We start from the raw sequence: 24,778 nt of genomic DNA, 5'->3' as shown, positions 1-24,778 counted from the left end.
AGAGCGTCGAATTACGCAGGGCGACCTCCCATTTCTTGTCGAACAGGTAGCTGGTCTGTATGTTGAGCCCCTGCCCGCTGTATACGAAGGCATTGCTCTGGGGGTCGAACAGCGGTCGGTCGCAGCTGCGTCCCATGAAATCGGTATAGAATGCGAATCCCCGGTACTTGAGGATGAAATCCGCAAAATAGGAGCCGATGTTGCGGGTCGCGTCGTCCGGCATGACGGCGCCGCGCTGGCCTTTCAGGCGCGATGCCTTGTGGTTGTAGGAGTAGGCTCCGGCCACGAGTATCTTGACCTGCTCCTCGCCTTCGAAATCTCCCTCCATCACGTCGCCTTTCGACTTGAACCGCCCCAGCGGGTAGAGCTCCAGCCGTCCCGTGTAGGCAAGCCCGCCGTTGGACGAACTGCCCCAGTTGCGGCCTTCGCCCAGCGTCACCGAACCTTTGGCCGAGAGGTTGAAGCCCTCGCCCCCGCGCATGTTGTATTCGCCGAAGAACCCGAAATCGCGGTCGAGGTTGAACTCGCTGTTGACGATGCTGCGGTCGACAAATTGCAGGGCGCTCGAAGAGTTAATGCGCGCCCGGTTGGCCTTGATCTTGGTCTGCCCGAACCCGATGTTCCACTTGGGGCTGGGGACGTAGTAGACGATTGCGTCGCGCACAATGTTCATATTGCCGTTGGGCAGCGGTTCCGTGTCGTAGGAGGTGAATCCCAGCTGAACCGAATAGACCAGTTTCGGGGAATAGATGTACCCGTCGAAGCGCAGGCGCAGGCGCTTGACCTGCGCATCGGTTTTCGTGAGCGTGAAATCCTTGTCGAACGAGAGTCCCACCATGTTCTGCATCCGGAAGCGCATCGTCAGTGAGAACCAGTTGCTTTTGGGACGGAACGTGATGCCCTTGCCGACTTCGAGGTTGGGCATGTTGCGTACGCGCTCCAACAGTTCGTGTTCGTCTTCGAGCGAATCGGCGGAGATGAATTCGGTTTGCCTCAGTGGCGAGCGTTCCTGTGCTGTAGCGATTGCGCAGCTGCACGTCAGCATGAGCAGAAGGAGTGTCTTTTTCATGTCGGTCTTGTCTGTCTGTTTGTTTCGTTTTGTTTCGTTTCGGCCGGGTTCGGGCAAAAATACAAAAAATATGCTCTTACCCGGTTAAGTCGCTGCAAAGTTGGGCGGTAAACCTGAAAAGAATATGAAATAGCCGTTGGAATCTTCCCGAAAAGGAACTAAATTTGTGGTGCGGCATCCGTGCACGGTTTCCGTTGGCGGCATGTCGCCTGCCGGACAATAAACCTGCCGGTTTTACGTTTTATGAAACGACAGAAAAATAAAAAGACGATGACAACGACAAAATTCAAGGGCACGCCCGTGCATATCGACGGCGAATTCATCCGGGCCGGCGCCCAGGCTCCCGATTTCGAATTGGTAAAGGGGGATCTCTCCCCGCTGAAACTCAGTGACCTGAAAGGCAAGCGCGTCGTGCTGAACATATTTCCCAGCCTCGATACGGGCGTCTGTGCGACTTCGGTGCGAAAATTCAATAAGCTGGCATCTTCGCTGCCCGACACGGTCGTCGTGGCCGTGTCGAAAGACCTGCCTTTCGCGCAGTCCCGGTTCTGTACGACCGAGGGTATCGCCAACGTCGTTCCCGCGTCGGATTTCCGTGCTGCGGGTTTTGCCGGCGCCTATGGCGTGCTGATGGCCGACGGCCCGCTGGCTGGGTTGCTCGCCCGTGCCGTGGTGGTGATCGACAAGGCGGGGAAGGTGGTCTACACCCAGCTCGTGCCCGAAATTACCGAGGAACCCGATTACGATGCGGCCGTCGAGGCCGTGAAAGCCTTTTAAACTTAATTAAATAGAACGAAATGATACGATTGAATGTTTTTATCCGTACGACGGATTCCAACCGCGAGGAAGTGGTAAATACGGCCAGGGAACTGGTGGCGGCTTCGCTCAAGGACGAAGGCTGCGTGGCCTATGACCTGTTCGAAAGCACTACGCGCAATGACGTGCTGATGATCTGCGAGACGTGGAGCGACGCCAAGGCGCTGGCCGCGCACGAGCAGGCGTCGCATTTCACGACCCTCGTACCGCGCCTGCACCAGCTCGGCGAGATGAAACTCGAAAAGTTCGTCTTCTGATTCGGTGTCCATGCGGCGGGAAATCCGTTCGCCTTAGAAGGAAAGACAGATATGGAACAGGCCGGCTGGTAATACCAGCCGGCCTGTTCGTATTCGTAAGGATGACCTGCCCGCACTTTAGAACGGATAGCCGATCGCCAGGTGGAACCCGAGCCCGTCCTTGAAACTGGAGATGTTGTAATACCCCGTCTTGTCGGGATTGGGGTAGGGGGTGTGGATGCCGATTCCGAGGTCGGCACGGATGACCAGGTAGCTGATGTCGTAACGCAACCCGAATCCGGTGCCCAGCGCGATTTCATTGAGCAGCCCTTTCCATTTCAGTTCCGCACCGGGGCGTTTGGGGTCTTTTTTCAGCAGCCAGATATTCCCGGCGTCGAGGAAAACGGCGCCGTTCAGGCGTCCCATGATGCCGAAGCGGTATTCGACGTTGGCCTCCAGCTTGAAATCGCCCGTCTGGTCGAGATAGCCGTTGCGGTCGTTGGCCGGGGGACGGTAGCTGCCCGGCCCGAGCGACCGGATCGTGAAGGCGCGGATGCTGTTGGCGCCCCCGATGTAGAACTGTTCGCTGTACGGCATCACCTCGGAATTCCCGTAGGCATATCCCACGCCGACGAGCAGCCGCGTCGCCAGCCAGTTGTTCCGGCGCCCGATGCGGTGGTAGAACTTCACTTCGCTCACCTCCTTGACAAACTGCGAAAAGCGGTTTCCGAACAGATGCTGGGGCTGTTTTTCGCCGAACAGGCTCAGGATGCCCGAGAGGAGGTTCCCGGCCGAGGTGACGCTGTTCTGCCAGTAGAAGCGGCGGTTGCCGGTGCTGCCGTAGGTCTTGTCGAACGTATAGGTATAGTTGATCGACGGTACGAACTGGTTGCGGAAACTCATGGCGATGGCCGGGTTCTCGTCCATCGTCTTGTCGAAGGCTTCGGTCGTGTGCAGCAGCTTGTTGTAGGTGAGTTTGAATACGGTCAGCGAATGGCGGCTGTAAGGCGAGGTCTGGAAATTGTATCCTGCCGAGCCGCTGAACGCGATCAGCCGGAAGAAGCTGGGGCGGTTCATCAGGTCGACCCCGAGTTGGAACGTCGTGCTCCCGGGGTATTTCAGCCTGCGCGTGATGAACGACGGCAGCAACAGCCGCGGAATGCTGAGGTTCGCATTCAGTCCCAGTTCATAGGAGTTGAGCCGTGAGGAACGGCCGCCGGAGTTTTTGTTGCCCGTCTGCCATTCGTACGAGCCGTTCAGTTTCAGGGCGAGGACTTCGCCGCCCCGGAACAGGTTGTTGTTGCTGACCTTGAAGGTGATGCCGGGGCCGATGAAGCTGTTCGACTTCGAGGTTACGTCCGTTTCCAGGGCGGCTTCCAGCGGATAGTCGAACTGCGCGTCGATGGCGACGTCCAGCGTGTCGGAGCCCCGCAGCGAGTCGAGCGGCGTGACGCTCAGGTTGACGGAACGGAAAATGCCCAGCTTGTTGAGGTCGGTCTGCGTGCGGTTTTGGGCATCTACCGTGAAGAGTTGCCCGCTTCGGAGTGTGAGGGCCCCGGACAGGATCCTGGGGCGGATTTTCATCGGCCGCTGGGCGATGACCGTCGCATTGGGCAGGCGGAGCGTGTCCGTCGGGCCGGGTTTGATGTTTGTCAGCCGCACCGTGATGCCGCCCACCCGGTAGGGCTTGAGCGCCACCTCCGGCAGGTTGGGCTTGAGGTTCAGGCGCAGGTCGACCTGCCGCAGACCGGAGGTCGTATCGGCCAGGTATTCCAGGTATTCGGGACGGAAATAGTAATATCCCCTGTTGCGCAGCAGCTGGGAGATTCGTTTGCGTTCGAGCGTGAGGCTGTCCATGTTGTACTGCGCCCCCACGCGGAGCAGGGACGTGGCCCGGAGGCTGTCCATGAGATGCTCCATGCCGCTGTCCACCTCCGGGTAGGCGATCTTCGAATAGTGCCAGGGCGGCGCTATGCCGAGCGTATAGTACACCTTTGCCTTCCGCCCGTGTTTGCGGTAGAGCAGGGAGTCTGCGGCGTGCGAGCCGAAATAGCCGTAATTTTCGAGCACCTGTTCCGCGACCTTCGTCCGGAGCCGGGGCTGTACCTTCGAGATCAGCACGGGCTGTTTGGCCAGCCGTTTGAATAACCAGTATTTGAATCCCTTTTGCCTGGGCGTGTAGAGGTAGTTGTAGGCCCACAGCCCGATCGGCAGCGGGGTGCGGATATAGGGGCTGTAAAGCGGGTTGTTCGGGGCGACCGACAGCGGTTCCTTCACGGCCGATTCGGCTGCGGCGGAGAGCACGACGCCCGAGTCGGGTTCGATCCGGATTTTCTTCACGCCCGTATACAACACCTCGTCCGACCCCAGCCGGCGGGTGGTGGAGCAGGCCGCTACCGACAGCACGGCGCAAACCAGGATGCAGGTATTTCTAATGTGTGCCGGCCTCATCTCGTTTCTGTTTTTTCGCTTTGGGTTTCGTCGACTTGAACAGGTCGCCCAGCCTCAGCAGTTTTTTCCGGATCACGAAGCCCACGCCCGTTTCGGTGATTTCGCCTTCGAGGATGCTTTCATACCCGGTGTGGCGGAATACTTTCAGGTACATGTTGTCGCGCTTGGTCAGCATGTATTCCAGCGAAATGTCGTCGATCAGGTTCTCCTTGAGGTTCTGCGACGGGTCGGCGTCCGTGCTGAACTTGCCTCCGATGACGGCGCGCACGCGGTTGCTGAACAGGTTTTTGGACAACCGGTAGGAGTAGTCGGTGCGCTGGCCGTTGGGGTCGTCCTCGCCGTAGGAGTTGATGCCGAAGCTCAGGTCTACGCCCTTCAGGTTGTTCTGCGCCCACTGGTTCAGCTCCTTCTGGATAAACGAGTTGAGCGGGTTCTCAGAGCTGACCTTCGCCGTGGTTCCGGGGCCCGTGTAGGTGTTGTATATCAGCAGGTTCATAGCCTGGTTGGCGCGTTGCTCGGCCGTGAGCGAATTCAACTGGTTCTGCATGGTGAGGTCTTCGGGGGCAGAAAGTCCGAAGCTGACCTCCAGGTTGTCGAGCGAATTGCGGATGTTGATGGAGATGTCGAAATTCACCGCACGGTTGTCCTGCCCGTCCGAGGAGACGTTGGCACGTACGGTCTCCACGGCCGTGATGTTGAAAGCCGGGTCGGCGATGTTCCCTATCCATTCGACATAGCTGTCCGGCGTGATCTTGAAGATTTTTTGGGAGATGATGGGCGGATTGTAGCGTACGCTTCCGCCCGAGAGCACGTATTTCCCCGACAGGCGGACGTCGCCCAGCGGGTTCATGGTATAGGTCAGGTTGCCGCCTCCCTTCAGGTCGATCCGGTTGTTGCCGTCCGCCGAAAGGTCTACGGCCGCCTGTACGTCGTTGTTGATATCGACATTCACCAGCACGTCCATGCCTCCGATGCGTATTGCCTGCGATGTTTCTTCCTGTCCCTGGGAATCCAGTTCCCGGAACGAGACGAACGTCACGATGTTTTGCGGACGTTCCTTCACGTCCATCGGGGAGTCCTGCATGACGTAGTTGATGTCCGTGCCGCCCAGCAGGGCTACGTTGCCGCGGACGACGAGTTCGTCCAGGGGGCCTTTGGCCGTCGCGTCCAGGTCGAGGTAGGCCTTTCCGTAGACGGCCGTACCATCCTTCCGGGCTACGTCGACTACCTGGAAATCCGACGCCCGGAGCGCGATATCGGCCGTCATGCGGCTGAAATCGGCCAGGTCGACCTCGCCGACGATCGTCAGCGGCTTGCTGTTCGGGGCGAGGAGCGTGTAGTCGTCGAATATGACGCGGCTGTCGTCGATGCGGATCGTGTCGGACGACAACCGGAACGACGTGCCGATCATCGGTACGCGGATTTCGGTCTGTGCGAAGTGCACGCCCCCGTCCAGCCTCGGCCGGTTAGCGGTGCCTCCTGCGTGGATTTTCGCCTGCAACCGGCCGGAGAGGCGGATGAGGTCGTCGGGCAGGAACACGTTGGCCTGCTGCAACGGGAATCCGGGGATCGTCGCCGTGAGGTCGAGCGGGCTTTCGCGCTCTGCGCGGTAATCTCCCCGGACGGTCAGTACCTCGGCGCCGTCGAGCGTCAGCCGCGCATCGGCCACATGTCCCTGATCCTGCTTGTAATAGAGTCCGAAGTCGACGTTGCCGAAGCGCCGTTTGTCGTACGACAGTTCCGCGATGGACAGGTCGCCGCGCAGGGTCAGGCTGTCGGGCGTCATGCCCAGCGTCATTTCCGTACCCAATACGCCGTCGACGGGCGGGGCGGAGGGCAGCAGCCCCAGTGCGGAACCGATGTTCAGGCCCGCGATGTCCAGCCGGATGTCGTCGGACGCCCCCTCTCCGGAAACCGTTTGGATTGCGAACCGCTGGTCGCCGTGCCTCATGTCGAGGTCGGCGTCGATGCTTTTGCCATACCTGTAAACGAGGTAATTGCCGGGGTTTACCGTCCAGGGTTCGTACCCGAATACCGGGTCGGGCGGCGTTACACCCGCCCTGACCAGGCTGTCGTTCCATTCAACGTCCAGCCCGAAACGGAACCCCTCGCGTCCCGCCCGGTTTTTCTGGCAGAGGTTTACCTGGCCCCTATTTCCGGCCACATGGCCGTACAGCCCTGCGAGGGCTACGTTGTCCAGGTTCCCAGGGACGTTCGCCGTGCGGAGGAAATAATCCAGCCGGCGGCCGTCCTGCGCGATGCCTGCCGTCAGCGTGTCGAGGACGACGCCTCCCCAGGTCAGCCTCTCCGCCTTTATCCGGAGGGATACCGGCAGGGAGTCGCAATTCACGCCTTCGATGTCCAGCGCGCCGAACGACATTTTTTTTGTTTTCAGAAAATTATTCAGGATATTTTCGCGTCCGGCCGTGACACTCAGGCTGAAATCGGGCAATGCGGGTTTCAGGGTCTCCATGTCGACGCTTTGTGCCCGTATCTGCCGTGCGAGTATGTCGGCGCTCCGCGTCAGGGCCGGAACCAGCGAGTCCACGGGCCCGGGGGAGACGAATGCCAGCGACAGGTCGCCGGATGCCAGTTTGGCCCGCGTCGCCGTCGTGTCGGAGCTCAACGACAGGCTCGTCGGACGGATGCGGTCTGTGCGGTGCCGGGTTCTGACCTCGATGCTGTCCAGGGCTATCCGGGCCGTATAGCTGCCGGCGTCCGAGGCGGACGCCCCGGCCTCCAGCGCGAACGACCCGCCGATTTTCTGCGGGGAGATTCCCAGCTCTGCCAGGTCGAAATCGAAGACGTTGCCCGTGAGCCTGACTTCCTGTTTCCGTTCGGTCAGCGTGCCCGAGACCAGCAGCAACAGCCGCAGTGCCTCGTCCCGGTCGGACAGGCGGCCGGAAAGCTGTCCTCCTTCGAGGTTTGCGTTCAGCTCCACGCCTCCGAAATCCCTGCCGCGGAACTCCGCCCGGTCAACCTGCAGGCGGATGTTCCCCCGGGTCTGCGCCCGGAGCGGATCGAATCCGCTGCCCCCGGCTTGCAGCGCCAGGTCTAAAAGGCCCAGCGAATCGGCCGGCAGAAACCTGTTCAACGGAAAGCTGTCGCACCGTAATTCGATTTCGTAGGCCTCGCTGCGGGTATCCAGCTGGCCTTGCAGGGCTATCTCCCCGCCGTCGGTCGAGAGCGTCGAAGCGGCCGAGAACGCCCCTTTGTCTGCGCCGGCCGTTCCGCGGAGCCGGATGCGGTCGGGGATCGCTATGCGCCGCCGCAGGGCGGAGTCGGGCAACAGCGCTTCGAGGAACGCCATATCCCTGAAATCGCCTTCGAACCGTGCGGAAGCCTCCATGCGGTCGGGGTCGAGCACGTTTCTCGCCGCCCCGTCCGCCGTGAATGCGACGTGTCCGGGCGAGGAGATGTCCAGCCCGGCTTTTCCGATGTCGCCCAGCGTCCCCGCTGCGGTGAGTGCCAGGCTGACGATGCGTCCGTCGAGCATGGGCGGTATCAGCGCCGGATAGAGGTATTTTAGGTCTTTGGTGTTCACGTCGGCCGTGAGCGCTGCCTTGAGCGGCGAATCCGGAGCCAGTGCCAGAATCCCCTCCCCGGCGGAGATGTTGGCCTCGATCCGGGAAAAGGGCGTTTTCAGGGTGACGCCGGCAAGGGATATGCCCGAGGCGTCCATGCCGATGTCCCCGGTCATGTCGCTCACCGTGAGCCCGCTGCGCTCGGTGAACGCCATGCGGCGGATTTGCAGGGCTATGTCCGCACCCCGGTTGTAGATCGAATCGACCGCCAGGTCGAGCGTCGAGAGGGCGATGAACGACGGGTCGAATCCCGCTGCGGGACGATGGTTCAGCAGCCCGTATTCCGCCCGGTTGTCGTCCAGCACGACGCTGCCGACCCGAACCGTCCAGGGGAGCGACGGCGTGCTGCCGCCGGGGACGGGAGCTGCCTCCTGTTTCTCTTTTCCGGGCACTGCCGGCCCTGTCAGGTAGGAGTAGCCGCCCCGGTTCAGCAGTACGCTTTTCACGGATACCTGCTGGCTGTCGAGCCGTACCCGGCATTCATCCACCGTGCCTTCGGCCAGGCGGACGGAGAGTTCCGATACGGCAGGTGCCGTCCGCATCCCGAAAGCCAGGTTTCCCACCGAGAGTTTCCCGATGCCGATCGTCCACGGCAGTGCGGCCGTGCTGTCCGCTTCCTCTTTCGGAGCCGCTTGCGTTATGTCCAGCCGGACATCGGCATCCGACAGGACGAGGCTGGCGATGCCTGCCGTATTTGCCGAGAGGTCGGCCTTGGCCGCATCCAGGGACAACAGACCCGCCGAAAGGCGCATGTCCATGCCCGCCAGCGAATCCTTGTAGCGGGCGGCGACCCGCTCCAGCCCGAAGCTCCGGATGACGACCTCTTTCCGAACCAGGGGCCACAGGGCGACATCCAGCGAGAGCCTGCCGCAGCTGAGGAGCGTATCGGCCTTGTCGACCAGCAGCGTGTTGTCCACCGACAACCGGAGCGGAAAGGAGAGCCGGAGACGTTCGACGGACAAATCCATCCCGAGCGCCCGCGAGGCATAGCCGACCGCGCGCTTCCGAACGAAATCCTGTACGGCCGGTATGTAGAGCAGGGCGGGAACCAGTATCAGGACAACGAGGACGACGAGCAGCGCGCGTAGCGTATATTTGATGATCTTTTTCAGCATTAAAATATAGTGTCGTGTATTGTAACGCCGTATAATACAATGTGTTGGTGCGTGAAAGCGCTCTTGGTTTTACGGGCAGCCCGTAAAATCGTGGCAAGTTACTAAAAATCCGATGATTGCACAACGGCAATTCCCCCGATAAACGGGCTTATTCGAGGTCTCAATCGTCTTTTTTGATTTCACCCAGCTGCCCGGGCGGTGCCTAAGCGGCTGACACAGCCGTTGCCGGGGGACATATATCGCATATCCCCGCCGGACGCCGTGCCGCGCCTACCGGAAGAAACTGACGAGCAGCATTACATTCAGGACGGTCACTACGGCCCCGATCCCGTAGAGCAGGTATTTGGTGAACCGCGAGTTCCGGTATTTGCCCATCACACGCTCCGAAGAGGTCAGGTGTACCTGCAGGAAGACCGTGAAGGGCAGCTGGATGCTGAGTATCATCTGGGAGTAGATAAGTCCTTTGAACGGGTCGCCGATCAGCAGGATGATCAGGAATGCGACGACCAGCGAAACCATCACGCCCGTCCGGGAGTGGTTGTCCCTGATGTCGTAGGGCTCTTTGAATATCCCGGCGAAGATCGAGCCCGCGGCCATCCCCGAGGTGATCGTCGAGGAGATCCCCGCGAAGAGCAGGGCGACGGCAAAGATATGCGTCGCGCTTCGCCCCAGGAGCGGTTGCAGGAGCGAATCGGCCTGCTGCAACTCCTCCACAGGTGTTTTTGTCACGAAGAAGGTCGCTGCGGCCAGCAGGATCATCGCGCTGTTGATCGCCCAGCCCACCAGCATCGAGAAGATCGTGTCTGCGTACTCGTAGCGCAGTTGCCTGCGGATGACCGCGTCGTCGCTCAGGTTCCACTGGCGGCTCTGGATCACCTCCGAATGTAGGAACAGGTTGTGGGGCATTACCACTGCGCCCAATACGCTCATGATGATGACCATCGAACCTTCGGGGAACGAGGGCGTCACCCATGCCCGGGCGGCTTGCGGCCAGTCGATCGTTACCAGCGACAGTTCGTAGATGAACGACAGCCCGATGATCGAGACGAAGGCAATGATCCATTTTTCGATCAGCCGGTAGCTGTTGGTGAAGAGCATGACGACCACGAACACGAGCACCAGCAGCGCGCCGATGCGCACCGGTACGCCGAACAGCATTTGCAATGCGATCGCCCCGCCCAGGATTTCGGCCAGCGAGGTGGAGATCGACGCCAGCACGGCCGAACCCAGCAACGGGCGCGACCATGCGGGTTTGAGGTATGCAGATGCCGCTTCCGACAGGCAGAGGCCCGTGGCGATGCCCAGGTGTGCGACGTTGTGCTGCAATACGATCAGCATCACGGTCGAGAGCGTCACCATCCATAGCAGCGTGTATCCGTATTGTGCGCCTGCGGCCAGGTTTGAAGCCCAGTTGCCGGGGTCGATGAACCCCACGGTGACGAGCAGTCCCGGGCCGATGTATTTGAAAATCTCCAACCCGCCCATCCGGGGCTTGTGATCCGGGCCGAAGAGTCGAGACCAGAATGACATAGTTACATAGTTTATTTCGGCCCGCAAAATAAGAAAAATAAATCGTTTTTACGGGTTGCCTGCCGGACAACTTCGTGCGGGCGCGTCAATTGCCGGCTCGGTTTTCGGTTATAGGTGCAAGTGGAATAATTTGGCGATGCCCGTCACGACGATCTGCACGCCGACGCAGAAGGTGAAGAAGGCGACCATCTTGTTGATGACGATGCTGCCGCTGGTGCCGATTTTCCGTATGATGCGCTCGCCCTGCGACAGGAACAGGTAGAGGATCAGGCACATCAGCACGATTACCAGCGCGATGATCGCATAGGAGAGCAGCCCTTTGGCCCAGCCGTCCTTCATGCTCACCGAGGCCATCAGCGTCAGGATGACCGAGACGCTGCCCGGGCCGATGCTGATCGGGAAGGTGATCGGGTAGAAGACCTGCGATTCGAGGGCTATTTTGTGGAGCGGGTTGACATCCTTGCCCTGCGCGTGCCCCACCGAGGAGTCCGAGTCGCTGAGCCATTGCAGGGCGGTGCGGCAGATCAGCAGCCCGCCGCCCAGCTGGATTACCGGCAGCGAGAGCCCGAAGAGCGTCAGCACGAAATGCCCGACGGCCAGGCTGCCCAGCCCGACGAGCAGATAGTCGGTGATGATCCTCCGGATGATCGACTTGCGGTCTTCATCGTCCAGCCCCGACAGAAGCCCGTTGACCAGGAAGCCCGCACCGACGGGGTTCGCCACCGGAAACAGCGCCATGAAGGCGGATATGAACGTGAAAAGAAATCCTTCCTTTAACATCTTGGGGTTCGGAATTTCGTATTGTGGTGCGAAAATTATCAATAACTATTCCAAACCTCCGGCTTGTCCGCATAATATGCCCGGGGTACAAATCAACGGGCCGTGCGACGTCGTTTTCCCCGGGGTGATCGTTAGGGACTGTATCCCGTGCCGGTTCTCCGCATCCGTCCCGAACACGTCGTGACGCGGTGCTCAGCGCATGATCCTGGCGGGCTCCACGGCCTCGTCCTCGGTATCGCCGGGGCTGAACTCCTTGTCTGCGAAGAGTTCGGCGAGCCCCGTGATCTGTTTCAGGCGCAGCAGTTCGTCGCGATCCATGCCGATGTGGCGCATGATCCACTGGTCGGACATCTGTGCCCGCGTCAGCTCGGCGACGATTTCGCTCATCAGCTCTACGTTGTGTGTGCCGCGCGCCCGGTTGTGGCGGATGGTCGAGGCCATGCGGTTCGAGATGTCCTTTTCGATCACCGCCACGGGCAGCAGGCCCCTCTCCCGTTCGTAGATGCGTTTCGACCGCTTGAGCACCAGGTAGCGGTGGTAACCGTCCACCAGTTCGTAGAGATCCTTTTCGGCATCGTAATAACAAACGCACGGCATCGTGTAGCCGTCCTCCCAGATCGACAGCTCCAGCAGTTTCATTTCGGGCGGGGCTACGACGTTGGGGTTGTAGCTGTTCGCCACGACTTTCTCCACCGGCACGGCTCTGACGTCATAGACAGGGCTCCGGTACGTTGCTTTTGTCGGAGGGTTGCAGTAACGATTCATATTTTTCCATGATTTTATTTCGGCGCTGCGTCTCGCTTTTGTTCGGCGAGAATCCCATGTATTTGCAGGCATGGTCGTTCTTCAGGATGCAAATGCAGATCCGCTTGAACGTCGGCAGCCGGCTGAATTCCGGAAGGTCTATGTCGTCGAGGTATTCCATACGCACCGGACGTTTGTCCGTCCGGTAGGGGCTCTTGCCGCCGATTTCAATCCGGATTCCCGCCCTTTGCAGCTTTGCGATGGTTTCGTCGGGGAGGCACCCGCCTTTTTCGCGCCAGAAACGGATGCTTACGGAGAGCTTTTCGAGGTAGTTATTCCGTGTCCGCTCCGGAAGCGTCGAGAGCAGGAAATGCATGTAACCTTCCCAGGTCATCCCTTTCGGCAGCTTGACCGATTGCCAGCCGGTGGCAGCCGTCCGGCCGTACAGCGCCGCGAAGTTGGCGCCGTTGACCCGGCCGATCATGCGGCCCCACGTGTCCGGGTCGATGGCCTTGTAGAGATGCAGGCTCGAAATCGCCTGCGAGATGAAAGGGCTGGCTACGCGTTGGCTCTCCAGCGGCACGCCGGCCATGTAGAAGAGGTCGTAAAGGTGGTTGTAGGGCCAGCCGAACCGGCCGTTCGCCGTCCAGATGTCGGTCGTGAGCCAGTCGTAGAGCGGGTAGGCGTTGCAGATTCCGCCGCCGACCCATTGGCGTATCCACCGTTTGCCGGCGAACCGGTGGTGGTTGCGGTCGCTGTATATGGTGCGCCAGCGGTTGAAACTTTCCTGCGTGCGGATGCCGATCAGGCAGCACGTGCGTGCCGCCCGGTTGCGGGCGTGGAGCCACTCGGCAAAGCAATTCTGGAATTCGTAGTCCCACATGTCGTCCCTGAAGAACGGGAAGTCGCGGTGCGTGAGGCAGCCCGCAGGCATCTCACGCACCCACAGCTCCCGCTTGGACTCTTCCCACGGGCGCCAGTAATGCCGGAACATCGATGTGCAGGTTTGTACCTTGAACGGCACGCAGACCCGGTAGACGTCGAGTATGTCGGGGTTTGCGGCCAGCGTCCGGTCGACATAGTCGACCGTGTCGCGGTACTGTATCTCGTAGTCCATGTGGAATACTCCGATGCGGCGTTTGAGATGGTGCCGCCGTATGTAGTCGATGCACAGGTTGAGCAGCACGCCGCTGTCCTTGCCGCCGGAGAAGGAGACATAGATGTCGTCGAAGAGCTCGAAGACGGTTTTCAGCCGTTGCTGTGTCCGCTCGTAGACATTCATGGCTGCGGCCGTTTATTGTCGTACTGCATCGCGACGTATTGCTTCCATTCCCGGATTGCGGCGAATCCCTCGGTGCGGAATATCTCCGCATGGCGGATCAGCGTGACGGAACGTATCGTATAGTCGCGGCCGTAATACTGGACGACCTCCCGCAGGAACCGCGCGAGCAGTTGCGGGTTGTCGCCCGAGACATAGTAGTTGTTGATCCTTGCGATCCCGCCGTCGGTAATCTCCACCGGCACGAATCCGTAAACATTTTCACCTTCCCAGGCGACGAACCACGTATGCGAACGCGAAGTCCAGAACGGATAGTTGTTGTTCTGGCGCAATACGCTGCGCCGCATGACCAGAGGCGCGACGAGTGTGTAGAGGCGAGGCGAAGTTCCGTCCAGTTTTTCGATTGTCATATCCCCGATGCCGCATTTGCGGACTGAATGTTGTATATTTGCGACTGAATGTTCCGAATATATGGGTTGTCATCACAAATATAACAAATTACGCCCGTTTTCTCAAATTTTTCGGCCTCGGGGATAGATGTTTCAATCCGGTTTCCGTCCGGAAAGCACCGCCGGAAACCTGTAAGAACGACGGGGAAAACCCGGACGGGAAATTCAACCCCGGCTTTCCATGCTGTCAGCCGAGGGATTGACGCTCACCACGTCCTGCTCTATTTGCCGCTGCGTAGGCGTTCCGTCTTCGGTGGCAGGGGTGATGGGGCCGCCGTCGGCGAGTATGTCGTCCGGGGTGATCTGGGTGACGGGGATTTCCTGCATGCCTTGCGATTGTCTTACGTCGGCCTGCGCTGCCTCTTGCCGGCAGGACGGATGGTGTTGGTCGGTGTTTTTCATCGGTTCTTTTTTGGAAAGTGTGCTGCAAAGGTCGTACCGCGATGGGGAAGGGCGTTGCTGAAGGCATCCAAGCCCGGCATATCGGGGTTTGTCCGAGGTTTTTTCCTTTTTTTCCGTTGGACGGCACCCCGGAAATGGAAACCCCTGCAAATTGATATTTGCAGGGGTTTCGCTCGTTTTTGCGGAGAGTGGGGGATTCGAACCCCCGGTACAGTAATCCCGTACGTCAGTTTAGCAAACTGGTGGTTTCAGCCACTCACCCAACTCTCCGGGCAGCTAAAACTAAATATTGCTATCGTTAAGCGGGACAAAAGTAAATCAAAAAAGGGGAATTACCAAATAAAAACCGGAGAAAAGTTTTCGCCCTGCATTCTGCCGGGGGAGGCCCCGCGGCATGGAGCCCCCGTGGCCGAAGGCTGCGTCCCGCCGATACGGCCTGTCGGCGGCGGCATCCGTTGCACGGGCGTCGAAAATTCACATCTCTTTTTTGCCGTTTTGCCTGCTCTGGTGTCGGATTTGCTTTGCCGTATTATGAAATTGCATTTAGATTTTGTACCTTTGTGTGATATTTCGCTCATAATGGCAGAGAAAGATAAAGACATACTGGAGAATATAGGAGAGCAGGAATACAAGTACGGCTTCACCACGGACATCGAGACCGAAACCATCGGTAAGGGTCTGAACGAGGAGGTGGTACGTCTGATCTCCGCCAAGAAAGGCGAGCCCGCGTGGATGACCGAGCGGCGCGTGGCGGCTTACCGCCACTGGTTGACGTTGGAACCCCCGACGTGGGCGCACCTGACGATTCCCGAAATAGATTTTCAGGACATCATCTATTACGCCGCCCCCAAGCCGCAGAAAAAACTCAATTCGATGGATGAGGTCGACCCCGAGCTCAAACGCACGTTCGACAAACTGGGCATCCCCCTCGAAGAGCAGATGGCGCTGGCGGGCGTGGCGGTCGACGCCGTGATGGACTCGGTGTCGGTCAAGACGACTTTCAAGGAGGTGCTGGCCGAAAAGGGCATCGTCTTCTGTTCGATCTCCGAGGCGCTGCGCGATTTCCCCGACCTGGTGAAGAAATACCTGGGCAGCGTCGTCCCCTATACCGACAATTTCTATGCGGCACTCAATGCTGCGGTCTTCTCCGACGGTTCGTTCTGCTACATCCCCAGGGGTGTCCGCTGTCCGATGGAACTGTCGACCTATTTCCGTATCAATGCGGCTGGGACGGGACAGTTCGAACGTACGCTGATCGTGGCCGACGAAGGGGCTTACGTGAGCTACCTCGAAGGCTGTACGGCCCCGCGCCGCGACGAGAACCAGCTGCATGCCGCCGTGGTCGAGATCATTGTCGAGAAGGACGCCGAGGTCAAATACTCCACGGTGCAGAACTGGTATCCCGGCGACAAGCAGGGGCGGGGCGGCATCTATAATTTCGTGACCAAGCGCGGCATCTGCCGCGAAAACGCCCGCCTGTCGTGGACGCAGGTGGAGACCGGCTCGGCCATCACCTGGAAATACCCGAGCTGCATCCTCGCGGGCGACAATTCGGTCGGCGAGTTTTACTCGGTGGCCATGACCAACAACTTCCAGCAGGCCGATACGGGTACGAAGATGATCCACATTGGCCGCAACACTCGCAGCCGCATTGTCTCGAAAGGTATCTCGGCGGGGCGGAGCGAGAACTCCTACCGCGGGCTGGTGCGCATGGCCAAGGGGGCGGAGAACGCCCGCAACTATTCGCAGTGCGACTCGCTGCTGATCGGCGACAAGTGCGGCGCGCACACCTTCCCGGTGATCGACAGCCGCAACCGCACGGCCGTGGTCGAACACGAAGCCACCACGTCGAAAATTTCCGACGACCAGCTTTTCTACTGCAATCAGCGCGGGCTTTCGACCGAGGATGCCGTGGGACTGATCGTCAACGGCTACGCCCGCGAGGTGCTGGCCAAACTGCCGATGGAATTTGCCGTCGAGGCGCAGAAACTGCTTTCGATAAGCCTCGAGGGTTCGGTCGGATAACCGGATATAAAAAAGGAAAGATATGTTAAGCGTAAAAAATCTGCATGCGTCCGTCGACGGCAAGGAGATCCTGCGGGGCATCGACCTCGAGGTCGGAGCCGGCGAGGTGCATGCCATCATGGGCCCCAACGGTTCGGGCAAGTCGACGCTCGCGGCGGTGCTCGCGGGCAATGAAAAGTTCACCGTCACCGAAGGTTCGGCGACGTTCCTGGGGCAGGATCTGCTGAACATGCCGATCGAAGACCGGGCGCGCCTGGGCCTGTTCCTCGGCTTCCAGTACCCGGTCGAGATCCCGGGCGTCACGATGGCCAATTTCATGAAGCTGGCCGTGAACGAACAGCGCAAGTTCCGCGGCGAGGAGCCGCTGACGGCCGCCGAGTTCCTGCGCCTGATGCGCGAGAAGAGCGCTGTCGTGGAGCTCGATGCGAAGCTCACGTCGCGTGCCGTGAACGAAGGCTTCTCGGGCGGTGAGAAGAAGAAGAACGAGATTTTCCAGATGGCGATGCTCGACCCGAAACTGGCGATCCTCGACGAGACCGACTCGGGACTCGACATCGACGCCCTTCGCATCGTCGCCACGGGTGTTACGAAACTCCATACGCCCCAGAATGCCACGGTGGTCATCACGCACTACCAACGCCTGCTGGATTACATCGTGCCCGATGTGGTGCATGTGCTCTACAAGGGGCGCATTATCCATACGGGCGACAAGACGCTGGCCCTCAAACTCGAAAAGGAGGGTTACGACTGGTTGATTAACGATTACAGGGAATGACGGCGCTTTACGATATAATCCGCGGGTTCCGTACGGCGGAGGGCGAAGTGTTCCGGGTTGCCGGGACGGAAAGCGAGCCTTTCGCTGCGGTCGATCCCCGGCGTATGCGTGTCGAGGTCGCGGCGGGGGCTTCGCTGCGGCTGGCCGTGCTCCATACTTCGCCCGAGGTATCGGCCCTGGAGATCGTGCTGGAGGAGGACGCACGCCTCGTATTGACCGAGTTGTTCGTTTCCGAAGCCTTTGCGGAGGTGACCGTGAAGCAGGCGGCCCGCAGCCTTTGCCATATCACGGCGGTGCAGCTTTCGAGCGCCAATGCCTCCTATACGGTCGATCTCGACGGGCCGGGTGCCGAAAGCCTGTTGGGCGGGGCGTTCCTCGCCGCCGGGCAGGAGCATTGCGTCGTCAGGCTGCGGACGAACCACAACGTGCCTGACTGCCGCAGCAACTCTTATATAAAAGGTGTCGCGGGCGGTACGGCCGTAGGGGAGTTTTGCGGACTGGTCTATGTGGCGCCCGACGCCCAGCGTACCGATGCGCAGCAGCAGAACCGCAACATTCTGCTCAGCGAGACGGCGCGTATCACGACCCAGCCCCAGCTGGAGATCTATGCCGATGACGTGAAATGCTCGCACGGCGCGACGGTGGGGCAGATGGATTCGGAGGCGATCCTCTATATGCGGCAGCGCGGCCTGAGCGAAGCCCAGGCGCGGGGGTTGCAGATCGAGGGCTTCGTGGGCGATGTCGTACGCCGCTGCGGCATCGAACCGTTGTGCGAGGCGGCGATGGAGGCGGTGGTTGCCAAACTGGAAAAATCATAACGATGTTCGACGTTGAAAAAATACGCGGGGAGTTCCCGATCCTGGGGCGCGAGGTCTACGGCAAGCCGCTGGTTTACCTCGACAGCGGCGCCACGGCGCAGAAACCGCTGGCCGTGATCGAGATGGTCGATTACCTGCAGCGCGGACTCAACGCCAATATACATCGCGGGGTGCACTACCTTTCGGAGGAGGCCACGACGCTTTACGAGGCGGCACGCGAGCGTATTGGCGCCTTTATCGGCGCGGCCGAAAAGGAAGAGGTCGTCTTTACGGCCGGCGCTACGGCTTCGCTCAATACGGTGGCCTATGCCTGGGGTGAAAAGTTCGTCCGTGCGGGCGACAATATCCTTGTCAGCGAGATGGAGCACCACTCCAATATCGTGCCCTGGCAGATGCTCGCCGAACGCAAGGGGGCGGAAATCCGCGTCCTGCCCTTCGACGACGAGGGGCGCCTGTGCACCGAACTGCTGCCGTCGCTGCTGGATGACAAGACCCGCATCGTCGCCGTTACGCAGGCTTCGAATACGCTCGGAACGCGTCCCGACCTGCGGCCCGTCATCGACGCGGCACATGCCGTGGGGGCGATCGCCGTGGTGGACGGATGCCAGGGTGTCGTGCACGGCGGTATCGACGTGCAGGCTTTGGATTGCGACTTCTATGCCTTCTCGGGGCATAAGCTCTTCGGCCCGACGGGCATCGGCGTGCTGTATGGCAAACGTGCGCTGCTCGAAGCCATGCCGCCGTTCCTCGGCGGGGGCGATATGGTCGATACCGTGACCTTCGCCAAGACCACCTATGCGCCCGTGCCGCTCAAGTTCGAAGCCGGTACGGCCAATTTCACCGGGGCCATCGCCCTGGGCGAAGCCGTGAAATTCGTCGGGCGTTTCGACCCGGCCGAGGTCGAAGCGCACGAGGCGGCACTGCTGCACCGTGCGACCGAACGGCTTTCGGCCGTCGACGGGCTGCGGATTTACGGTACGACGCCCGGCAAGTGTGCCATCGTGTCGTTCAACGTCGAAGGTGTGCATCCCTACGACATGGGCATGATCCTCGACAAGCTGGGTATCGCCGTCCGTACCGGGCAGCACTGTGCCGAACCCACCATGACGCATTTCTCCACGACGGGGATGTGCCGCGCTTCGTTCGCGCTCTACAATACGCTGGCCGAGGCCGATGCGCTGGCCGACGGCGTGGAACGCGCGGTGCGGATGCTGCGCGGATAGCGGGCCGGGCGACTTATTGAAGGATAAAAACTTAAATAATCAGGAATTAACCTATGTTCATAGTACTCGAAGGATTGGACGGGGCCGGTAAATCGACCCAAATCCGCATGTTGCGCCGTTTTTTTGCCGACAGGGGCGTCGAGAGCGAGTATGTGCACTTCCCGCGTTTCGATTCGCCCGTCTACGGCGAGCTGATAGCCCGTTTCCTGCGCGGCGAGTTCGGCGGCGTGGGTGAGGTCGACCCCTACCTCGTGGCGCTGCTCTTCGCGGGAGACCGTGCCGATGCCGCCCCCCGGATCAGGGAGTGGCTCGCGCAGGGCAAGGCGGTCATCCTCGACCGCTATGTCTATTCGAACGTGGGTTTCCAGTGCGCCAAGCTGCCCGCCGGTGAAGAACGCAACCGGTTGGCCGAATGGATCATATACCTCGAATTCTGCCATAACGGCCTGCCGCGTCCCGACGTGTCTCTGTTCCTCGACGTGCCGTTCACCTTTACCGAGCGCAAACTCTCCGAGCTGCGCGAGGGCGACGACCGCGAGTACCTGCAGGGCGGACAGGACATCCACGAGGCGTCGCTCGCCCTGCAGCGGGCCGTGCGCAGCGTCTACCTCGAAGCCGCGGCCAAAGACCCCGCGCTGCGGGTCGTCGATTGCTGCGACCCCTCGGGGGCGATGGATTCCCCGGAGGGTATTTTTGCTAAAATATGTGCCCAGCTGGCACCAATACTCGAAGCCGATGCGGAAGTCCAGGGCCTTTAAACTGCTGGCCAACGTCTGCCGGCTGATCCTTGCCTGCACGTTCATCGTGTCGGGTTTCTCGAAGGTCATCGATCCGTGGGGCACCGCCATGAAGGTCAACGAGTATCTTTCCATCTACGGGATGGAATCCCTCCAGGGGGCGAGCATGGCCTTTTCGATCTGGTTGTGCGGTGCCGAGATGATGATGGGCTGTATGCTCCTCTTCAAGGTACGTATCCGCCTGATCTCGATCTTCGCCGTGCTTTCCATGCTCTTTTTCACCGCCCTCACCCTGCTCAGCGCTACGGTGATCCCCGTCGAGGACTGCGGTTGTTTCGGCGAGGCGCTGAAGCTGACGCCGTGGGAGACTTTCTACAAGAACCTGGCGCTGCTGCCGATGGCTCTGGTGGTCTGGTGGCGTTACCGCCCCGACAAGATCTTCGCCTTCAACCCCCTGGAAATCGTGCTTACCGTCACCTTTTTCTTCCTCACGATGTATCTGGGATACTATTGCTACCGCCACCTGCCGCTGATCGACTTCCTGCCCTATAAGGTCGGGGTCAATATCTGGGAGGGGATGCACGCCCCGGTCGTCGAGCCCGGCGAAACGGAGACCGTACTTGTCTACCGCAACATCAAGACGGGCAAGCTGCGCGAGTTTTCGCTCGACGACACGGCCTGGCAGGATGCCGAAAAATGGGAGTGGGTCGATACCCGGACTACGGACGAGATGCCCGCCATCCGCCCGCTCATGAGCGAATTCTCCCTGCGCGATGCCGAAGGGGATGCGACCGAGGAGATCGTGACTGCTCCTGGGCGCGTGTACCTGCTCTGCGTTACGTCGTTCGACCGCCTGCCGCGCGGTTGCGCCAAGCGGTTCGCCAAGGTCGTGCGGCGGGCCGCGGAGGAGGGTGCCCGCGTCGTCTGCCTTACCCCGCAGCCGTTGTACGGGGTCACTTACCACGATTTCGGTTCGGGGGATGTACGGTGCTATAACATAGACGCTTCGACCATGAAGACCATGCTGCGCGCCAACAACGGCATGGTGGTGCTGGAGGACGGCGTGATCCGTGCTAAAAAGAATTGTCGCGATATTCGTCCGTAGGGACATTTTGCGGCATGTGGTATGAAAGTTGACCCCGGGAACGGAGTCAACTTTCTTATTATGCGAACTTTCCATGTTTTAATCGTAGTCTTTCTCCTGGGCGCTTGCGCCCGGCGCCAGCCTGTGCCCGAGACCGTGCGTCCCGTCAAAGTCACCACGGCAGCCGGTGCGGCGGTCATCGACAAGGACTTCGCAGGGCTGGCGACGCCCGATGACGCCGTGAACCTCGCCTTCAAGCTTCCGGGGCAGGTGCTCGATGTCCCCGTCGCGCAGGGCGAAAGCGTCAAAAAGGGGGCGCTGCTGGCCGAACTCGATCCCCGGGATATCGAATTACAGGTTTCGGCCGACCGGTCGGCTTTCGAGGAGGCCCGTTCGCAGATGCAGCGTATGCAGCGGTTGTTGGAGCACGAAGCCGTATCCCGCCAGGAGTTCGAAAGCGCCCAGACCCGTTACGCACAAGTCAAGTCCGCCTATGAGAACTCCCTCGGCCTGCTCAAGGAGACCAAGCTCCGTGCGCCTTTCGCCAGCGTCGTGGAACGCAAGTTCGTCGACAATTACGAACGCGTGCAGGCCGGGCAGTCCATCGTCCGCGTCGTGAACCCGGTGACGACCAAGGTGCAGTTCACCATGCCCGAAAGCGGCCTGTCGCTCCTGTCGTTGCCTTCGACCCGCTTCGAAGTCGAGTTCGACAACTACCGGGGCGTCAGGTTCCCCGCCGTGCTGAAGGACTATGCCAAGACATCGTCCGATGCTTCGGGGTTCCCCGTGTCGCTGCGCCTTACGGATGTCGATACCGGGCGCTATTCGATTTCGCCCGGCATGTCGTGCATGGTCACGATGCAGAGCGCCGATCCCGTTACGGATGCGGTATCCCTGCCTGTCTCGGCCGTTTATGCCCCGGCCGAAGGCGGCACTTACGTCTGGGTGGTGACCGGCGGCGACCGTGTCGAGCGCCGGGCCGTGACCCTGGGCGAATTGTACGGCCGTGACCGGGTCGTGGTCGACAGCGGGGTGGAACCCGGTGAGCGGGTTGTCACGGCCGGGGTTTACCAGCTTCGGCAGGGCGAACGGGTGAGAATCTTAAACTGACACGACGATGAGCCTGCCCGAATATTCATTGAAGAACAGAAAAGTCGTTTGGTTTTTCCTTTTCGTCCTGCTGGCGGGCGGAGCCCTGGGCTTCGTTACGCTGGGCAAGAAGGAGGACTCGGTATTCGTCATCAAGAGTGCGTCGCTGGTCTGCTCCTACCCGGGCGCCACGCCGCTCGAAGTCGAACAGCTCGTGACCGAACCCATCGAGCGCGAGGTGCAGTCGATGCGCCTCGTGCATAAAATCACGTCCGAATCCTATTACGGACTGTCGAAGGTTCTGGTCGAACTCGACCCTGCGACCCGTGCTTCCGAGATACCCCAGTTGTGGGATGAACTGCGGCGCAAGGTGCTCAACATCCAGCCCCGGCTGCCTGCCGGGGCTTCGCCCGTGACCGTGGCCGACGATTTCGGCGACGTCTACGGTATCTATTACGGCCTGTCGGTCGACGGGGGTTTCACCTGGGCGGAGCTGCGCGACTGGGCACAGCGGATCAAGACGGCGCTCGTGACGGTCGACGGCGTGCAGAAGGTGAGCCTTTTCGGCGAGCAGACGCCCGTCGTGAACGTCTATGTCAACCTTGCAGCGCTTGCCAACTTCGCTATCCGCCCCGAGACGATCGTGGCGACCATCGGCCAGCAGAACACCATCGTCAATAGCGGTGAAAAACAGGCCGGGGCGCTCCAGATACAGATTCTCGAGGCCGGAACCTACAAGGGCCTCGACGATATCTCAAACCAGATGCTGACCGCTGCCTCGGGCAAACAATACCGCCTGGGCGACATCGCCCGCGTCGAACGGGGCTATGCCGACCCGCCGCAGACGCTCATGCGAGTCGACGGCCGCCGTGCCGTGGGCATCGGCATTTCGACCGAGGCGCAGGTCGACGTGGTGAAAACCGGGGAGAAGATCATCCGCGTGCTTGACGGCCTCATGCGCCAGATGCCCGTCGGCATGGATCTTACGGTGCTTTATCCCGAGAACCGCATCGCGCAGCAGGCCAATGCGACCTTCGTGCTGAACCTCGCCGAGTCGGTCGCGATCGTCATCCTGATCATCATGCTCGTCATGGGTTTCCGCGCCGGGGTGCTGATCGGCAGCTCGCTGCTGTTCTCCATCGGGGGTACGCTGCTGCTGATGCAGTTCCTGGGCGAGGGGCTCAACCGTACGTCGCTCGCCGGGTTCATCATCGCCATGGGTATGCTCGTGGACAATGCCATCGTGGTGACCGATAACGCGCAGCAGGCCATGCTGCGGGGTGTCGCGCGGCGCCGTGCGGTCGTCGACGGGGCGAATGCCCCGCGCTGGAGCCTGCTCGGCGCGACGCTGATCGCCATTTTCTCGTTCCTGCCGCTCTACCTGGCGCCGTCGTCCGTGGCCGAGATCGTCAAGCCGCTGTTCGTCGTGCTGGCCTTGTCGCTGTTGCTGAGCTGGGTGCTGGCCCTGACGCAGACGCCGCTTTTCGGCGACTTCATGCTCCGCGTGAACCCTGCCGCGCACGATCCCTACGATACGAAATTTTACCGCGCTTTCGACCGCCTGCTGGCTGCCCTGCTGCGATGGCGGTGGGGCGTCGTGGCAGGCGTCGTGGCGCTTTTTGCAGCGGCATTGGCGGTAATGGGTCTTATGCCCCAGAATTTCTTCCCGTCGCTCGACAAGCCCTATTTCCGTGCCGACGTGCTGCTGCCCGAGGGGTACAATATCCGGGACACGGAACGCAACCTGCGCACGATGGAGGAGTGGCTTCATGCGCAGCCCGAGGTGAAGACCGTCTCGGTGACGATGGGTTCCACGCCGCCGCGCTACTACCTGGCCAGCAGCAGCGTTTCGCTGCGCCCCAATTTCGGGAACATCCTCGTCGAACTGCACGACAAAGGGCAGACCGAAGCTGTCGAGGCGCGTTTCAACGCCTATGTCCGGGCGATGTGCCCCGACGTGTGGCTGCGCTCGTCGCTTTTCAAACTCTCGCCCGTGCCCGATGCGGCGATCGAATTCGGGTTTATCGGCGACGATATCGACACGCTCCGCCGCCTGACGCAGGCCGCCGAAGAGATCATGTGGCGGACGGCAGGCACGGTCAACATCCGCAACAGCTGGGGCAACCGCGTCCCGACATGGCTGCCGCTCTACTCGCAGATGAAGGGGCAGCGTATCGGCGTCACCCGCAGCCAGATGGCGCAGGGCATCACCATCGCCACGCAGGGTTACCGCCTCGGCGAATACCGCGAGGGCGACCAGTTCATGCCGATCCTTCTGAAGGACGAGAATATCGACACCTACAACCTCACCAATTTGCAGGCACTGCCGATCTTCACCCCCGCCGGCAAGGTCTACTCCATCGAGCAGGCGACCGACGGCTTCCGCTTCGAATACCGCGTCGGAGTGGTGAAACGCTACAACCGTCAGCGGGTCATGAAGGCGCAGTGCGACCCCGGCCGCGGGGTCAACACCATGCAGCTCTACGCTACGCTGCGGGATTCGGTTCTGCGCGGCGTGGTGCTCCCCGAAGGGTATTCGATGAAGGTTTTCGGCGAGCAGGAGAGTCAGCAG

19 protein-coding genes and 1 tRNA gene are annotated in these 24,778 nt (G+C 60.6%); 10 read left to right on the top strand and 10 right to left on the bottom strand.

Annotation, left to right across the window (positions count from 1 at the left end; translation table 11 throughout):
- The coding region (locus QVP03_RS08085) for a porin (protein ID WP_288210706.1) at positions 1 to 1,069 on the bottom strand (1,069 nt) is incomplete at its 3' end.
- 270 nt (positions 1,070 to 1,339) lie between these two features.
- On the opposite strand from QVP03_RS08085, the gene tpx reads away from it, so the two are divergent.
- Together tpx and QVP03_RS08075 are read left to right on the top strand one after the other, a co-directional pair.
- Positions 1,340 to 1,846, top strand: a complete 507-nt coding sequence (tpx, locus tag QVP03_RS08080; RefSeq protein ID WP_022332999.1) for a thiol peroxidase — start codon at positions 1,340 to 1,342, stop codon at positions 1,844 to 1,846.
- Positions 1,847 to 1,866: 20 nt separating this feature from the next.
- A complete protein-coding gene (locus QVP03_RS08075) occupies positions 1,867 to 2,142 on the top strand; it encodes a putative quinol monooxygenase (RefSeq protein ID WP_022332998.1) in 276 nt (91 codons plus the stop codon).
- Between the two features lie 117 nt (positions 2,143 to 2,259).
- On the opposite strand, the gene QVP03_RS08070 is transcribed toward QVP03_RS08075, so the two are convergent.
- The 9 genes from QVP03_RS08070 to QVP03_RS08030 form a co-directional block, all read right to left on the bottom strand.
- Complete coding sequence (locus QVP03_RS08070) at positions 2,260 to 4,572, bottom strand: translocation and assembly module lipoprotein TamL (protein ID WP_022332997.1); 2,313 nt, start codon at positions 4,570 to 4,572, stop codon at positions 2,260 to 2,262.
- Positions 4,553 to 9,271 carry a translocation/assembly module TamB domain-containing protein gene (locus QVP03_RS08065; RefSeq protein ID WP_022332996.1) on the bottom strand — a complete coding sequence of 1,573 codons (4,719 nt, stop codon included), beginning with the start codon at positions 9,269 to 9,271 and terminating at the stop codon, positions 4,553 to 4,555. The genes QVP03_RS08070 and QVP03_RS08065 overlap by 20 nt, the downstream gene beginning before the upstream one ends.
- A gap of 270 nt (positions 9,272 to 9,541) precedes the next feature.
- Positions 9,542 to 10,801, bottom strand: coding sequence for an Nramp family divalent metal transporter (locus QVP03_RS08060; protein WP_022332995.1), 1,260 nt, complete (start codon positions 10,799 to 10,801; stop codon positions 9,542 to 9,544).
- Positions 10,802 to 10,909: 108 nt separating this feature from the next.
- Positions 10,910 to 11,581, bottom strand: a complete 672-nt coding sequence (locus QVP03_RS08055) for a MarC family protein (RefSeq protein WP_022332994.1) — start codon at positions 11,579 to 11,581, stop codon at positions 10,910 to 10,912.
- Between the two features lie 192 nt (positions 11,582 to 11,773).
- Complete coding sequence (locus QVP03_RS08050; protein ID WP_022332993.1) at positions 11,774 to 12,346, bottom strand: IbrB-like domain-containing protein; 573 nt, start codon at positions 12,344 to 12,346, stop codon at positions 11,774 to 11,776.
- Positions 12,291 to 13,607 carry a DUF3440 domain-containing protein gene (locus QVP03_RS08045; protein WP_022332992.1) on the bottom strand — a complete coding sequence of 439 codons (1,317 nt, stop codon included), beginning with the start codon at positions 13,605 to 13,607 and terminating at the stop codon, positions 12,291 to 12,293. Before QVP03_RS08045 ends, QVP03_RS08050 begins: the two co-directional genes overlap by 56 nt.
- Positions 13,604 to 14,014 (bottom strand): hypothetical protein, encoded by a 411-nt coding sequence (locus QVP03_RS08040; RefSeq protein ID WP_022332991.1) that lies wholly within the window; start codon positions 14,012 to 14,014, stop codon positions 13,604 to 13,606. The genes QVP03_RS08045 and QVP03_RS08040 overlap by 4 nt, the downstream gene beginning before the upstream one ends.
- A gap of 204 nt (positions 14,015 to 14,218) precedes the next feature.
- On the bottom strand, positions 14,219 to 14,455 hold the full coding sequence (locus QVP03_RS08035) for a hypothetical protein (protein ID WP_022332990.1): 237 nt from the start codon (positions 14,453 to 14,455) through the stop codon (positions 14,219 to 14,221).
- A gap of 182 nt (positions 14,456 to 14,637) precedes the next feature.
- Positions 14,638 to 14,725, bottom strand: a tRNA-Ser gene (locus tag QVP03_RS08030).
- Positions 14,726 to 15,034: 309 nt separating this feature from the next.
- Here QVP03_RS08030 and sufB point away from each other — a divergent pair.
- From sufB to QVP03_RS07990, 8 genes are all read left to right on the top strand, one after another.
- Entirely contained in the window at positions 15,035 to 16,480 is a 1,446-nt protein-coding gene (gene sufB, locus QVP03_RS08025; protein ID WP_022332989.1) for a Fe-S cluster assembly protein SufB, read from the top strand.
- A 22-nt stretch (positions 16,481 to 16,502) separates the two neighbouring features.
- A complete protein-coding gene (gene sufC / locus QVP03_RS08020) occupies positions 16,503 to 17,255 on the top strand; it encodes a Fe-S cluster assembly ATPase SufC (protein ID WP_022332988.1) in 753 nt (250 codons plus the stop codon).
- Complete coding sequence (locus QVP03_RS08015) at positions 17,252 to 18,073, top strand: SufD family Fe-S cluster assembly protein (RefSeq protein ID WP_022332987.1); 822 nt, start codon at positions 17,252 to 17,254, stop codon at positions 18,071 to 18,073. Before sufC ends, QVP03_RS08015 begins: the two co-directional genes overlap by 4 nt.
- 2 nt (positions 18,074 to 18,075) lie before the next feature.
- Positions 18,076 to 19,296 carry an aminotransferase class V-fold PLP-dependent enzyme gene (locus tag QVP03_RS08010; RefSeq protein WP_022332986.1) on the top strand — a complete coding sequence of 407 codons (1,221 nt, stop codon included), beginning with the start codon at positions 18,076 to 18,078 and terminating at the stop codon, positions 19,294 to 19,296.
- Between the two features lie 53 nt (positions 19,297 to 19,349).
- Complete coding sequence (locus QVP03_RS08005; protein WP_022332985.1) at positions 19,350 to 20,054, top strand: dTMP kinase; 705 nt, start codon at positions 19,350 to 19,352, stop codon at positions 20,052 to 20,054.
- Complete coding sequence (locus tag QVP03_RS08000) at positions 20,032 to 21,138, top strand: BT_3928 family protein (protein WP_022332984.1); 1,107 nt, start codon at positions 20,032 to 20,034, stop codon at positions 21,136 to 21,138. Before QVP03_RS08005 ends, QVP03_RS08000 begins: the two co-directional genes overlap by 23 nt.
- 60 nt (positions 21,139 to 21,198) lie before the next feature.
- Entirely contained in the window at positions 21,199 to 22,227 is a 1,029-nt protein-coding gene (locus QVP03_RS07995; protein WP_256166315.1) for an efflux RND transporter periplasmic adaptor subunit, read from the top strand.
- Positions 22,228 to 22,234: 7 nt separating this feature from the next.
- A partial coding sequence (locus tag QVP03_RS07990) for an efflux RND transporter permease subunit (RefSeq protein ID WP_288210705.1) occupies positions 22,235 to 24,778 on the top strand: 2,544 nt, incomplete at its 3' end.

This window comes from Alistipes sp. CAG:29, from assembly GCF_000435435.1.
Taxonomy (GTDB): domain Bacteria; phylum Bacteroidota; class Bacteroidia; order Bacteroidales; family Rikenellaceae; genus Alistipes; species Alistipes onderdonkii.
Note: the sequence above shows the minus strand (reverse complement) of the source record. Positions and strands in the feature narration are given on the sequence as shown.

Excerpts from the sequence above, each read along its gene's own strand:
- tpx (WP_022332999.1), top strand. The coding sequence starts at position 1,340 with ATGACAACGACAAAATTCAAGGGCACGCCCGTGCATATCGACGGCGAA.
- QVP03_RS08075 (WP_022332998.1), top strand. The coding sequence starts at position 1,867 with ATGATACGATTGAATGTTTTTATCCGTACGACGGATTCCAACCGCGAG.
- QVP03_RS08070 (WP_022332997.1), bottom strand. The coding sequence starts at position 4,572 with ATGAGGCCGGCACACATTAGAAATACCTGCATCCTGGTTTGCGCCGTG.
- QVP03_RS08065 (WP_022332996.1), bottom strand. The coding sequence starts at position 9,271 with ATGCTGAAAAAGATCATCAAATATACGCTACGCGCGCTGCTCGTCGTC.
- QVP03_RS08060 (WP_022332995.1), bottom strand. The coding sequence starts at position 10,801 with ATGTCATTCTGGTCTCGACTCTTCGGCCCGGATCACAAGCCCCGGATG.
- QVP03_RS08055 (WP_022332994.1), bottom strand. The coding sequence starts at position 11,581 with ATGTTAAAGGAAGGATTTCTTTTCACGTTCATATCCGCCTTCATGGCG.
- QVP03_RS08050 (WP_022332993.1), bottom strand. The coding sequence starts at position 12,346 with ATGAATCGTTACTGCAACCCTCCGACAAAAGCAACGTACCGGAGCCCT.
- QVP03_RS08045 (WP_022332992.1), bottom strand. The coding sequence starts at position 13,607 with ATGAATGTCTACGAGCGGACACAGCAACGGCTGAAAACCGTCTTCGAG.
- QVP03_RS08040 (WP_022332991.1), bottom strand. The coding sequence starts at position 14,014 with ATGACAATCGAAAAACTGGACGGAACTTCGCCTCGCCTCTACACACTC.
- QVP03_RS08035 (WP_022332990.1), bottom strand. The coding sequence starts at position 14,455 with ATGAAAAACACCGACCAACACCATCCGTCCTGCCGGCAAGAGGCAGCG.
- sufB (WP_022332989.1), top strand. The coding sequence starts at position 15,035 with ATGGCAGAGAAAGATAAAGACATACTGGAGAATATAGGAGAGCAGGAA.
- sufC (WP_022332988.1), top strand. The coding sequence starts at position 16,503 with ATGTTAAGCGTAAAAAATCTGCATGCGTCCGTCGACGGCAAGGAGATC.
- QVP03_RS08015 (WP_022332987.1), top strand. The coding sequence starts at position 17,252 with ATGACGGCGCTTTACGATATAATCCGCGGGTTCCGTACGGCGGAGGGC.
- QVP03_RS08010 (WP_022332986.1), top strand. The coding sequence starts at position 18,076 with ATGTTCGACGTTGAAAAAATACGCGGGGAGTTCCCGATCCTGGGGCGC.
- QVP03_RS08005 (WP_022332985.1), top strand. The coding sequence starts at position 19,350 with ATGTTCATAGTACTCGAAGGATTGGACGGGGCCGGTAAATCGACCCAA.
- QVP03_RS08000 (WP_022332984.1), top strand. The coding sequence starts at position 20,032 with ATGCGGAAGTCCAGGGCCTTTAAACTGCTGGCCAACGTCTGCCGGCTG.
- QVP03_RS07995 (WP_256166315.1), top strand. The coding sequence starts at position 21,199 with ATGCGAACTTTCCATGTTTTAATCGTAGTCTTTCTCCTGGGCGCTTGC.